The sequence below is a fragment of the Streptacidiphilus neutrinimicus genome, assembly GCF_000787815.1.
Lineage (GTDB): Bacteria > Actinomycetota > Actinomycetes > Streptomycetales > Streptomycetaceae > Streptacidiphilus > Streptacidiphilus neutrinimicus.
In genome coordinates this window covers 1-11,298 of record NZ_BBPO01000113.1, presented here as the reverse complement: position 1 = coordinate 11,298, position 11,298 = coordinate 1, and the positions used below count along the sequence as shown (strand labels likewise).

Sequence of the window (11,298 nt, the reverse complement as noted above, 5' to 3'; positions counted from 1 at the left end):
CGCTCAGGTGCCGGACGCGCGCATCTTGTGGACCTCGGAAGGCGTTGAAGCACTGATGCGACTGCAACTCACCCCGCTGCCTGGGCAGTTTCACACGACCGCAGACCGGGAGCGAGCCGGACGGAATCCGTGGCGCGGCCGCCGCGTCGGGCTGGTCGTCGCCGGCGGCCAGTCTCGCGCACCGCATCATCACCCGGGACATGTCCAACAGGGACCGCTGCCCGGCCCTGCAACCGCGGCCGGCCGGTCGTGTTCGCGGGCAGCTGCGTGCACTGCGGCGGCATGGGACCGCTCGGCTCAGGCGGCTGCATAGACTGCGGCCGCGAAGCCGACACCGGCCCGTCGGCCGCCGAAGGCGACCGGGTCGGCGTCGATCGCGCGGAGTGAGGCGTGGCCCTCGACACGGTGACCGGTGCTGGCCGGGGAGAGGCTACGGTGCTGGCGGCAAGTCAGTGGCCGTTCGCGTGGCTGCTACGCGGTCGCACGCTGGTCGGCGGCGACCGTGAGTTCCTGCCCGCGCAGCTGTCCGGCCTGCAAGCCGGTGGCGCGCACCAGCACCTCGGTGTCGACGGGCACGAGCGCGGCGGCGCAGAACGACTCCAGGGTGCGCCAGCTCCGGGGGGCCCTGGACGCGGGCGACGCGGGCGGTGGTGCGGGTTTTGTACCCGGGCGTGCACGCGTCATCGTTGAGTGCGCCCGGACACAACAAAGCCCCGCCCCCGATGAGCGGGGCCGGGCTGTTCGTGCGGGTCAGGTCAGCCGCGGACGATGTTCGCGGCTTGAGGCCCCGGTTCTGCCCAGGTCAGCAGCGCTGGTCGACCGGGCGGCTGAGCGCGGTCAGCGCCGAGGGTGGCCCGGTGATCGTCTCGGTGGATCCGGCCCGCAGCCGTGCAACGCGTGCAGCTCTGCGCGATCCCGTGTCTCGAATCCTGCTGGTTCGTTGAGCCGGTGGCCGGGTCCGTCCCCCACGAGCCTGGCGCTGCCCGGCGGCGCGGATGCTCGGACGTCCGCGCCGCTGTTGTTTGCCCGGCTTCAGCCTTGTTTCTCACCGACTCGGATCAGGGCGAGTCCAACGTCGCTGGCTACCGCCTGGGCATGCGGCACGGCGTGGAGCGCCCCCGTGCAGTCGCTGGCGTCGTACAGAGCGCGGGCTTCGGCCGCATGGGTGGCCAGGCGGGCCAGCGCCTGACGGATTTCCGTGTCGGTGGGGGGAGCGCTGTGCATGCCCGTAGCGTCGGCCGCCCGGCAGGAAAGATCAAGGCCTGCGGGCCCAGGAACAGCTGGGCCGAATGGGTCTGGGTCGTGCACGTGCCTGCCGCGGCGGCAATGAACCCGGGGCAGCTTCAGGTTCTCGAAGCGTGGGAGGCCCGCGAGCGCGAGGCCAGCGAGGAACTGGCCCGCAGCGAGACGACGGTCTACTCAATGCCGAGGAGACGTTCCTCGGCATTGAATAGCGAAGTGGCGGCCGCATCCGGTCCGGACATAGGGCAGGCCACAGCGCATAGGCCGCGTCACGTCGGCTGTGCGGTCGCCCCGCCCGTTCTCGGGCTGCGAGCAGGGCGGCCGCACGGTGCCGGATCGCCGGCGGCTCCCGCGCACCGGGCACCTGTCGCTGGGGAGCACATTCATCGTGGGGTTGCCCAAGTCGAACCTGCCACAGCTCACGCCTGGACGGGTGACGGCCCGCCCGCGCGCGGGACAACGGGGACGATCTGCTCCCCGGGTACCTGGTCGGGGCGTGCTGGACGGGTCAGATCTGCCGGCGACCTGCTGCTGAGCCGTGCGGGCCCCCGTCCTGTCTGTACTGGAGGGGGAGGGGACACCCAAGCCGGACGCCCGTGGCTGGACGGGGCGTGGGACACCGCACGACGGACGGCGCGTTCAGGGGCGTGTGCGCGGGCTGAGCGCCGGGCGGCGGCGTGTTCGCCACGCAGGGAGGTTGCCCGGCACGATCGGTTGCCGAGGCGTCCATGAAGGCGGTCAGGTGCGGAGGGTCGTGTCCCTTGTTGTGCAACACCATTGCTTTAGGCGGCTCGCGGCTCTGTCAAGAGCGTGAACGAGAGGACGGGACCCCTGGTAGATCCCTGTGGTGTCGAGCCCAGAGATCGTTGTACCGGAGGTCCCGTTGTCGCGGCATTCTGCCACCCTGCCATCCGTGACGTCAGCCCACGATGTCTACGCACCCGGCCATTTAGGTGAGTTGACGCAGGTCATCGACCCGCAACTGGTCGACGCGGTCCTCGATGAGACAGACTCACGCGAGCGGCGTGTGCGGCTGCTGCCGGCCCGGGTCATGGTGTACTTCGTGCTCGCCCTGGCCTTCTTCGAGCACTCCTCCTGCCCCGCGGTGTGGGACAAGCTCAGCGCGGGACTGGACGCGATCATGGTGACGCGCCCGTGTGCGTCCTCGCTCTCGCGAGCCCGCCGCCGGCTGGGCAGCGCCCCGCTGCGCCGCCTCTTCGAGATCCTCGCCGGGCCGGTGGCCGCCGGAACGCAGACCGCCTCCTTCTACCGCGGCCTGCGGGTGGTGGCGGTAGACGGCACCACGCTGAGCATCCCCGACGAAGAGGCCCTGACCTGGCGCTTCCCCAAGCACATCGGCGAGGTGAAGGAGTTCGGCTACCCGCTGCTGCGGCTGGTGGCTCTGGTTGAGTGCGGCACCCGCGCGCTGCTGGGAGCGGCTTTCGGTCCGGATACGACCGGCGAGCTCGGCTACGCGCGCAGCCTGCTGCACCACCTGGATCATTCGATGGTGCTGCTGGCCGACGCCTACTACGACGCCTTCGACTTCCTGGAGGCCGTGACGGGCACAGGTGCAGCCTTCCTGCTGCGCTCGACCCGCAAGCGGCGACCGGCGATGCGCCGGCCCCTGCCGGACGGCTCGTACCTGACCACGGTCTGCGCCGGGAAGTACAAGGCCGGACGCGGCTACGGGCGGCTGGATGTACGGATCGTCGAGGCCCGGATGACGGTCACGCTGGCCGACGGCACCCGCCGCAGCGAACTGTGGCGCGTGGTGACCAGCCTCCTGGACGCCGAGCGCTACCCCGCCCACGAGCTGATCGCCCTGTATCACCGCAGGTGGCAGGTGGAAACCTGCTACTTCTCGCTGAAGTCGACCATCCTCGACGGACGCGTACTGCGCTCACGCACGGTCCCCGGGATCGAACAATGAGGTCTACGCCCTGTTGACCGTCTACCAGGCACTGGTCCGTATCGCCGACGACGTCGTCACCACTCAGCCTGCGCTGTCAGCGCAACGAGTGAGCTTGATCGTCCTGTTCAACGCTGCCGCGGACCAGATCGTGGCCGCTCGCGGCATCGCCCCGACCGGCCCGGCGGTCCTGATCGGGGCGATCGGCCGAGCCGCCCTCGCCAGGCTGCTGCCTCCCGGGCAGCGCTGGCGCCTGAAGGCGCGCGTCCGCAAGCGCAGCAGCAGGTACACCTTCAACCCCGGCAAGCACCCTCGATCGTCCCAGGCATACACCCTCGACTTCGAGATGCTCAACAGCGAGAGCCTTGACAGCGCCAGCACCAGCTAAATGCAACGGTGTTGCACATCAAGGGACGCCATCGTGCGGAGGGCTTCCGGGGCCGTCGGCTGGTCCCCCACAAACCTTTGACGGCCCCGGAAGCGTGCCCCCAGCCCAGGGCAACGGGCGCGCTCTTCCCCCTGGCGCGGCTCCGCGTTGCGGGGACGAGTCAGCACGTTACACGCCGTTAGCGCGTACATCATCAAATAGCAGGGTTGACCGGCTGGCATAGCCGGGCTGATCGGGCGGGAAGAATTGATAAACCCAGGGAACGAGGGAGGCGTGCGTGGATCGACACTTCCTGCATCGGCAGCGCCATCAGGACCAGGAGGCCGTGGACGCGGGCGAGCGGGGACGGGTGCTGGCAGAGCTGGCCGGGGGTCGGTCGCTGACCGACGTTCTGGAGGGTGAGGCGGCGGCGGTCGGTTCCGTGCCGGTGCGCGAGCTGTTGGAAGCGCTGCCGGGAGTGGACCGTATCCATGCCGGGCAGCTGATGCGCGCGCTGAACATCGGGGAGCGCTGCACGACGGATGACCTGAGTGATTCCCAGAGCGAGCGCCTGCGGCAGCTCTTCCTGTCGGCGACTGCGGCCTGAACGGCCAGGACGCCGGTCAGCCGGTCTCGGTCACGCTCGTGCCCTTCGACGTCCCCGTACCGCGCTCGAAGACTGCGCGGCAGCGCTGACCTGCCCAGCCGCGATCCGGGCCCTCGGTCATGTCGGTATCGTGCAGGTGCAGGGGATGCCCGGCTCGGTTTCGAGCGGACCACCTCCTGCTTCCCGCGAAGCACGTCAGGCCGGGGCGTCCAGGTGGCGCGTCCGAGTAGGCGCACCGGCGTCGGACTCCGAGACGGTCGCCGTGTCTGAACTGTCCTGGCGGCACGTAGCGTGATCTCCATGTTCGAGTTCAAAGCCGAGTACGAGTGGCGCACAGTGCTGCTCTGGCACGTCGTGCCGGCCGGGACCAACGCCGCCCTGTGCGGACGGCTCCTGGCGCCGACCGCCCGGACTCGCCCGCTCGCGGACCTGGGCGCGCTGCGCGGCGACGCCTGCGTGCGCTGCACCGCCGCCGTGGGAATCACCGATTCCTCCGAGGTGGCCGTGCCCCCGGAGGGCGGGCGTCCCGCCTCGTCGGCGTGCGTGCCTAGATCGCGTCCGGACCCGTCAGAGGGCTGAACGGTGTTAGGCCACGCAGACGGGGCCGGCCACCCCGCGGCCCCGCGGGGGGTCACCGGACACCACCCCGCGCCCTGGCTCGGCCAGGCCTGTGAGTCGGGTGGCCGGGCCACGGCGACCCGCGTGTTCGATTCTTCCCATGGGCGGCTGCCCAGGCCAACGTCGGGGCCCCGACGGCGGCGTGCCGTGACACCTCCCGGGTGGGACGCGTCACGGCACGCTTCTCGGGGCAGCCGAGGCAAGCAGCGTACGGCGCGGCGCCGACAGCGCCGGCGGGCGTGACTTTGGGCGCGCGCCCACCGTGTGCCCCGACGGCCGCACCGGGCCCGTGCACCTGATTTCTACGGCGTTGTTGGGAGCCATGACTCCGCCCGGGTCGGGAGCCGGTGTTTCTCCGGCGAGATCGGGAGCCACCCGGTGTGATGGTGTGTGACATGCCGCTTTCGGCGTAATCGGGTGTGGTGGGCCGTTTGGCCGTCACGCTGTGCTTGTTGATCACGGTCCGGGTCAGGGAGACCGCTGGTGGGCAAGTCGCGTGAAGTGCTGTTCGAGAGGATCCGCCGGGCTGAGCGTGAGCAGGGGCTGTCCGGGCGGGAGCTGGCTGTGCAGTTCAAGGTGTCGCGGAACACCGTGAAGCGGGCGCTGGACTGTCCGGTGCCGCCGAAGCGGAAGTCGCCCCCGCCGCGGCCGAGCGTGCTGGAGCCGGTGAAGGGCTTCATCGACGCGATGCTGCGCGAGGATCTGGACGCGCCCGCGAAGCAGAGGCACACGATCCCGCGGATCATGGAGCGTCTGGCCGCGGAGCACGACTTCGAGCACGCCCGCACCACGACCGTCTACGACTACGTCGCCAAGCGCCGCCCGCAGATCAAGGCCGAGGCCCTGGAGGGTCGCCGGCACCTGGACGGCATGGTCCCGCAGGCGAAGCGGCCCGGTGAGGAGGCCGAGGTCGACTTCGCGGACTTCTGGCTGGACCTGGCCGGGCAGCGCCGCAAGTGCGTGCTGTTCACGCTGCGGCTCTCCTATTCGGGCAAGGCCGTCCACCGCGTTTACGCGACCGCTTCGCAGGAGGCCTTCCTCGAAGGCCACCTGGACGCGTTCACGGTGCTGGGCGGTGTCCCTTCGGTGCACATTCGCTATGACAACCTGCGGCCGGCGGTGAAGCAGGTCCTGTTCGGCCGCTCCCGGCTGGAGTCGAACCGGTGGGCGTCGTTCAAGTCGTGGTACCAGTTCTCGGCCTTCTACTGCGCCCCTGGCGAGGACGGCGCCCATGAGAAGGGCGGCGTCGAGCACGAGGGCGGAAGGTTCCGCAGGAAGCACCTAGTCCCGCCGCCGGTGGTCGACTCGCTGGCGGAGCTGAACGAGCGCCTGGCCGCGATCGACGTGGCGGAGGACGCCCGCCACATCCACGGGCGGCCGACCTCGATCGGATTCGACTTCGAGCAGGAGCGCGAGCGGCTGCGGCCTCTGCCGGCGGATGACTACGACTGCGGCATCGACCTGACCCCCACCGTCGCCAGGAACTCGCGGATCACGGTCCGCCAGGGCTACTACTCGGTGCCGGCGAAGTTCATCGGGAGCAAGGCCCGGGTCAAGCTCAAGGCGAACGAGTTGTGGGTGTTCGACGGGCGCCAGGTCGTCGCCCGCCACCCGCGCCTGACCAGGCGTTACACCTATCACGACTTCCTGGACCACTACCTGGAGATCCTGCTGGTCAAGCCGGGCGCGTTCGCGGGCGCCTCCGCGCTCGCGCAGGCCCGCGCGGAGGGCGGCTTCACGAAGGTCCACGAGGCGTTCTGGGCCGCCGCGAAACAGAAGGCGGGTGACCGGGAGGGCACGCGGATGCTGATCGAGGTCCTGCTGCTGCACCGTCAGCTCCCGGCTGACGCGCTGGTCGCGGCGATGACGACCTGCCTGCGGATCGGCTCGGTCTCCACCGACCTGGTCGCGATCGAGGCCCGCAAGGCGATGGAGGGCACCGACGCCGATGACGCCGAACTCCTGACCGACGACCTGGATGAGGTCCCGGCCAGCGAGGACGGCGCGGGGGCTCGGGTGATCTCCCTGCACTCCCGCCGGCTGCCGCCCGACCCGCGCACGACGCTCCCGGACATGAGCAAGTACGACCGGCTCCTGAACCCGGTCACGACCAGCCAGACCCAGAAAGGCCACGGCGCATGAGCCCCACCATCACCGTCACCGACCACGACGACGAGGTCGACACCGAACGGGTCCCGCCGCGGCGCCAGTCCCTGCCTGGGGACCCGGAGGACATGCTGATCGACGAGGCCTGCCGGGACCTTCGGCTGCCGGCGTTCCGCGAGCGGTTCATCGACCTGGCCCAGGCCGCGCGGCGCGAGCAGGCCACCTACAAGCAGTTCCTCCTGGACCTGCTCCAGGTCGAGCTTGCCGACCGCGACGTCCGCCGCCAGCAGCGACTTCTGCGGCTCGCGCGGTTCCCGCGGCCGAAGCGGCTGGAGGACTTCGACTTCTCCAAGAACCCGAACGTCACCCCGGAGGTCGTCGCCGACCTGAAGTCCCCGACCTGGGTCCGCGAGGGCCGCCCGCTGGTCCTGATCGGCGACAGCGGCACAGGCAAGTCCCATCTCCTCATCGGGATCGGCACCGCGATCGCCGAGGCCGGCCTGTCGGTCCGCTACACCACCACCTCGGCATTGGTGAACGAGCTCGCCGAGGCCGACGCGTCCCGCAAGCTCTCCTCCGTCATCGCCCGTTACAGCAAGATCGACCTTTTGTGTTTGGACGAATTCGGCTACCTCAACCTGGACCGCAAGGGCGCCAAGCTGCTGTTCCAGATCTTCACCGAGCGCGAGGAACGCAAGGCCACCGCCGTCGCGACGAACTCGCCCTTCACCGAGTGGGACAAGACCTTCGGGGACGCCCGCCTCTGCGCGGCCATCGCCGACCGGATCACCTTCCGCTGCACACTGATCCAGACCGGCACCGAGTCCTACCGCTATCAGGCCACCCAGGAATCCCTCTTCCCGGCACCGCAATGACCGCATCGGACAACCCCGGGCGCCGCTACCACACGACCGACGCCGCCCTGGCCGAACTGGTCAAGGACAGCCGCCGGGCAGGCGTCAACCGGTTCCAGGTCCTGGCTCTGGTCCACCGCAGTGACGACCGCGACCACGTGCTCCTGCTCAAGCCCGCCGACGGTCAGTGGTCGGTTCCGCTGGCGTGGGTCCAGCGCGGGGAGGCTGTCCCGGACACCCTGGACTGGCTCTGCACCGTCAACCTGGGCCTGGCCGGCTGGGACTACGCTTTCGCCACGTCGAGCGTCTGGGAATCTCCGGACGGCGGCCAGGTCCTGCAGATCGCGTTCGACGTCACGATCCCCGCGGCCGGCGAATTTGCGTGGCCCGGGGACTTCCGCTGGTGGCACACCCTGACCGAGCCCCCGCCGCTTCACTCCAGCGCGCGACCCGTCCTGGAACTGCTCTTCGGCGTCCCGCCCGAGGTATAACCGGGGCGCGGGCCCCCTGGCCGCATCTTGTCAGGGAGGCGGCCCCCGGGGCCCGCAGCCACAAGCTATCGGCCCCCCGGCCACCCGCCCTACGGACACTCCGTGACATCGGGCAGGTCACCCGATCAGTGGCTCCCGATCTCAGCGGAGTGGCTCCCGTTCACGCCGGAGATCACCGGCCACGGGCGAGTACATCCCCGCCACGAACAGCCCTACCCTGGCTCCCAAAGCCAGCGGAGTCGTGGTCCTCATATGACCCGACGAAATCACCCGTGCACCAGCTCCCGCGCCGATCAGCCGACCAGCAGACCTGCCCGTCCGAAGCCGAGCTGCTCTCGGACCGGCCCACGAGCGGAACCGCAAGGCCGCGCGGGACCGATCACGCGTCAAGGGAGAGCGCGGCGGCCACACTGGAGGCGACGAGTGGGCGCCGGCCGACGCCGGCCGAACCGGCCGTGGCCTGGCTGAGCCGGTCCGGGTCGATGCTCACCAGCGCGCAGACGGCCTCCCGGGCGCGGCAGATCCGGTCGATGCGCACCGCGGTACGGAAGGCCGCCGGCCCGAGCTCACCCGGACCGAAGTCCACCACGACACGGCGGGCATGCCGACGCAGCTGCTCTTCGACGGCGCGGCACAGCACGGGGGGATCGTCCGCGGCCAGCGGGCCGTGAACAGTGACGACGACCGAGTGCGCGTCGCGCGCCATGCTGAACACCACCGGGAGCTCCCCGTCTTCCGCCCCCGGGTGGCGCGGATGATCCGCCACTTTAGGGGCACAGTCCGCAGGACCGGCACATCGACGCGGGGGTCCGGCCGTCGTCGGCGACTGGTCGCAGGCGGCGGGCACAGCCCTGAGGGTGTCCCGGCAGCCCGGGTCACCCATCCTGGGGGCTGTGCCCTTCTCTCCAGTGGAACCTGGCCCACGCCTCGACTCGGTCAAGCTGCTGGCGCGCGTGGCCAGCGGGCCTGGCGGGCGCGGTGCGTGCGCCGTGTCCGGGCGGTGGTGCGCCGCGCGTGCGCCGGTGGCGCGGGCGGTCGGGCGAGTTGAGCATCGTGTTGTGGCAGATCGGCTTGGCAACGACGCCCACTACGTGGTGGCGACGGCGCGGTTGTTCGGGTGGCGTGTGGTGTGGCGTGCCGGCGGGCGGCTGCGGTCGGACCGGGACGGTCGGCGGGTGCGGGCGCTGTTCACTCCTGCCGGTGGATTCCGGCACGCCCGGATGCGCGTGGGTGGGCAGGCGTGGCAGGCGCTGGGCCAGCCGGAGCTGGTCTGGCTGTTGGAGGGCGAGGGCCCGGCGGTGCGGTCTTCGGCGTGAGGTGGGCGTGTCCGCCGGTGCTCGGGCGGCGGGCACGCCCCGCTGCGGGTTGCGGTCAGGAGCGGCCTCGGCCGGAGATCATGTCGCGGGCGCGGTCGACCAGGCCGGCGCCGGGGGCCACGAGCTTGTTCATCGGCGGGGTGCTGGGCGCGCCGGGGTGGGGCCGGGTGGGGGCCTTGGCCTTGGCGGAGCGGACCTTGTCGCCGAGCTCGTCCAGCTGCTGCGGGCTGCACACCTGGGCCAGGGCCGGGAACAGGCGGTTCTCCTCGTCGGTGACGTGCGCGACCACCTCGGCGATGATGCCGGTGATCAGGGTGTCGAACTCGGAGCGGTCGGCGTCGAGGCCTTCGAGCTGCTTGAGCATCTCTTCGACCTTGGAGTGGTCGGCGATCTCCTTGTCGGCCATCGCGTCCCCGCCCGGGACGTGCTCGCGGACCGCGGGGTAGAGGTACATCTCCTCGGCGACGGAGTGCCGCACGAGTTCGATGGTGATCTCGTCCGCGATGTCGCGGCGCTTGGCGTTGCCCAGGGGCAGGGCGTTGATCTGGTCGAACATGGCCTGCACCTCGCGGTGGTCGGCCTTGAGTTCCTCGATGACGTTGCCGCCGTGACCCATGGTCAGGTCGTCCTTCCGGTTGCGATGGTCTGATGGGGCGGCCCTTGGGGCCGGGCGGCATCCGTTCCCGTTCCGGATCGGCCCCAAGCGGCTACCGGGACGTTTTGGGTCGGCCGGGTTGATTTCGGCCGCTACGGCGCGGTTCGAGCGCTTTGCGGAGTATCCGCCGAGGACCCCGCGGACGGTCCGCCGGTGGGAGCAGAGAGGCGGGCCGTGTGATGCCTGCGGGATCGTCCCCGAAGCGGGAGCGGCAGTACGAGCACATCAAGAAGAGCGCGCAGGACCGCGGTGAGAGCACCGAGCGGGCCAAGGAGATCGACGGTGAACAAGGAACGCGCCCGCGCGGGGGAGTCGAAGACCGCGAGCCGGACCTCGACGAAGGACACCTCCTCCTCCAAGCGCGGCGGCCAGCGCTCCCACAGCGGCGCCCAGGGCCCCACCAAGGAGCAGCTCTACCAGGAGGCCAAGAAGAAGAACATCCACGGCCGCTCCAGCATGACCATGCGGGAACTGGCCAGCGCCCTCGGACGCTGATCGCACTCCCGGCGCCACCCCGGGGGTGCTGGCTCAGGCCGGGATGTCCTGGGTGCCGCGTTCGACGGCGGCCAGCAGGTCGGGGTGGCGCAGCAGGGCGGCGGCCTGCTCGCGCGGCTCGGGCGCGGTCAGGCGGGGAGGCGGCGGGCGAGAGCCCGCGGCGAGGGCGGCACGGCGGGCGAGGTCCGGGTCGGCCAGGAGCGGGCCGCCCCCCCAAGGCTCAGGGTGGCTTCCACGGTCATCGGCTGAGACAGGAAGCCCTCGGGTTCTGCCCGCACCCCGCCCCGCCCGGTCCCGCTTTCGGGCCGCGGGGGTCATTCGGCGCGGGGGGCCGGAGATGCCGTGGGGGCATGGTTCGCGGTGTGGTTGGTGTAGGCGACCGCCGTGAGGGAGAGGCCGATGGGGGCCGCCCAGTTGAGCAGGAGGTTGGTCGTCTGGGTGCCGGTCCCGGCCGCGGTGAGGTGCCCGGCGAGCAGGTGGAGGCCGGTGATGGCGAGGACGGCCAGCCCCCAGGCGGCGCTGATGCGCCGGTTCACGGCCCGGAAGACCGGCGATGCCCGTGCTGAAGGGGGCCGTCTCGCGCGCGTATTGCTCGGTGAACGGCCGCACGGGTATCGAGGCCACCATGACCGCCG

The 11,298-nt window shown here is 70.9% G+C and carries 12 protein-coding genes and 1 pseudogene; 9 read left to right on the top strand and 4 right to left on the bottom strand.

The annotated features are described in order from the left end of the window. Window positions 1-1,032: 1,032 nt before the first annotated feature. Entirely contained in the window at window positions 1,033-1,224 is a 192-nt protein-coding gene (locus tag TR48_RS35760) for a hypothetical protein (protein WP_042374752.1), read from the bottom strand. Window positions 1,225-2,086: 862 nt separating this feature from the next. Between TR48_RS35760 and TR48_RS35755 the strand changes: the two genes are divergently transcribed. The 7 genes from TR48_RS35755 to TR48_RS35730 all read left to right on the top strand — a co-directional run bounded on the left by TR48_RS35755 (window position 2,087) and on the right by TR48_RS35730 (window position 8,197). After that, on the top strand, window positions 2,087-3,175 hold the full coding sequence (locus TR48_RS35755; RefSeq protein WP_084730039.1) for an IS4 family transposase: 1,089 nt from the start codon (window positions 2,087-2,089) through the stop codon (window positions 3,173-3,175). A gap of 13 nt (window positions 3,176-3,188) precedes the next feature. Continuing rightward, a complete protein-coding gene (locus TR48_RS39520) occupies window positions 3,189-3,542 on the top strand; it encodes a hypothetical protein (protein WP_052443322.1) in 354 nt (117 codons plus the stop codon). A 277-nt stretch (window positions 3,543-3,819) separates the two neighbouring features. Then, window positions 3,820-4,128, top strand: coding sequence for a hypothetical protein (locus TR48_RS35750; protein WP_052443321.1), 309 nt, complete (start codon window positions 3,820-3,822; stop codon window positions 4,126-4,128). A gap of 300 nt (window positions 4,129-4,428) precedes the next feature. Beyond that, window positions 4,429-4,707 (top strand): hypothetical protein, encoded by a 279-nt coding sequence (locus TR48_RS35745; RefSeq protein ID WP_152628368.1) that lies wholly within the window; start codon window positions 4,429-4,431, stop codon window positions 4,705-4,707. A 522-nt stretch (window positions 4,708-5,229) separates the two neighbouring features. Continuing rightward, complete coding sequence (gene istA / locus TR48_RS35740; protein WP_042374750.1) at window positions 5,230-6,888, top strand: IS21 family transposase; 1,659 nt, start codon at window positions 5,230-5,232, stop codon at window positions 6,886-6,888. Window positions 6,889-6,980: 92 nt separating this feature from the next. Beyond that, window positions 6,981-7,727 (top strand): IS21-like element helper ATPase IstB, encoded by a 747-nt coding sequence (istB, locus tag TR48_RS35735; RefSeq protein ID WP_052443324.1) that lies wholly within the window; start codon window positions 6,981-6,983, stop codon window positions 7,725-7,727. Then, window positions 7,724-8,197 carry a hypothetical protein gene (locus TR48_RS35730; RefSeq protein ID WP_042374749.1) on the top strand — a complete coding sequence of 158 codons (474 nt, stop codon included), beginning with the start codon at window positions 7,724-7,726 and terminating at the stop codon, window positions 8,195-8,197. The genes istB and TR48_RS35730 overlap by 4 nt, the downstream gene beginning before the upstream one ends. Before the next feature lie 379 nt (window positions 8,198-8,576). Here the strand turns inward: TR48_RS35730 and TR48_RS35725 are convergent, their stop codons facing one another. Next, the gene (locus TR48_RS35725; protein WP_042374748.1) at window positions 8,577-8,915 is read right to left on the bottom strand and encodes a hypothetical protein; all 339 of its coding nucleotides are present in this window, start codon (window positions 8,913-8,915) and stop codon (window positions 8,577-8,579) included. Between the two features lie 340 nt (window positions 8,916-9,255). On the opposite strand from TR48_RS35725, the gene TR48_RS35720 reads away from it, so the two are divergent. After that, on the top strand, window positions 9,256-9,513 hold the full coding sequence (locus TR48_RS35720; protein ID WP_042374747.1) for a hypothetical protein: 258 nt from the start codon (window positions 9,256-9,258) through the stop codon (window positions 9,511-9,513). 55 nt (window positions 9,514-9,568) lie between these two features. Here TR48_RS35720 and TR48_RS35715 read toward each other — a convergent pair whose 3' ends face one another. After that, window positions 9,569-10,129, bottom strand: coding sequence for a hemerythrin domain-containing protein (locus TR48_RS35715; RefSeq protein WP_042374746.1), 561 nt, complete (start codon window positions 10,127-10,129; stop codon window positions 9,569-9,571). 218 nt (window positions 10,130-10,347) lie between these two features. On the opposite strand from TR48_RS35715, the pseudogene TR48_RS35710 reads away from it, so the two are divergent. Further along, a pseudogene (locus tag TR48_RS35710) lies at window positions 10,348-10,663 on the top strand (plasmid stabilization protein). Window positions 10,664-10,977: 314 nt separating this feature from the next. On the opposite strand, the gene TR48_RS35705 reads toward TR48_RS35710, so the two are convergent. Then, window positions 10,978-11,199: a hypothetical protein gene (locus TR48_RS35705; protein ID WP_052443320.1), complete on the bottom strand. Its 222-nt coding sequence runs from the start codon at window positions 11,197-11,199 to the stop codon at window positions 10,978-10,980. Between the last annotated feature and the right edge of the window lie 99 nt (window positions 11,200-11,298).

Excerpts from the sequence above, each read along its gene's own strand:
- TR48_RS35715 (WP_042374746.1), bottom strand. The coding sequence starts at position 10,129 with ATGGGTCACGGCGGCAACGTCATCGAGGAACTCAAGGCCGACCACCGC.
- TR48_RS35730 (WP_042374749.1), top strand. The coding sequence starts at position 7,724 with ATGACCGCATCGGACAACCCCGGGCGCCGCTACCACACGACCGACGCC.
- TR48_RS35745 (WP_152628368.1), top strand. The coding sequence starts at position 4,429 with ATGTTCGAGTTCAAAGCCGAGTACGAGTGGCGCACAGTGCTGCTCTGG.
- TR48_RS35760 (WP_042374752.1), bottom strand. The coding sequence starts at position 1,224 with ATGCACAGCGCTCCCCCCACCGACACGGAAATCCGTCAGGCGCTGGCC.
- istB (WP_052443324.1), top strand. The coding sequence starts at position 6,981 with ATGCTGATCGACGAGGCCTGCCGGGACCTTCGGCTGCCGGCGTTCCGC.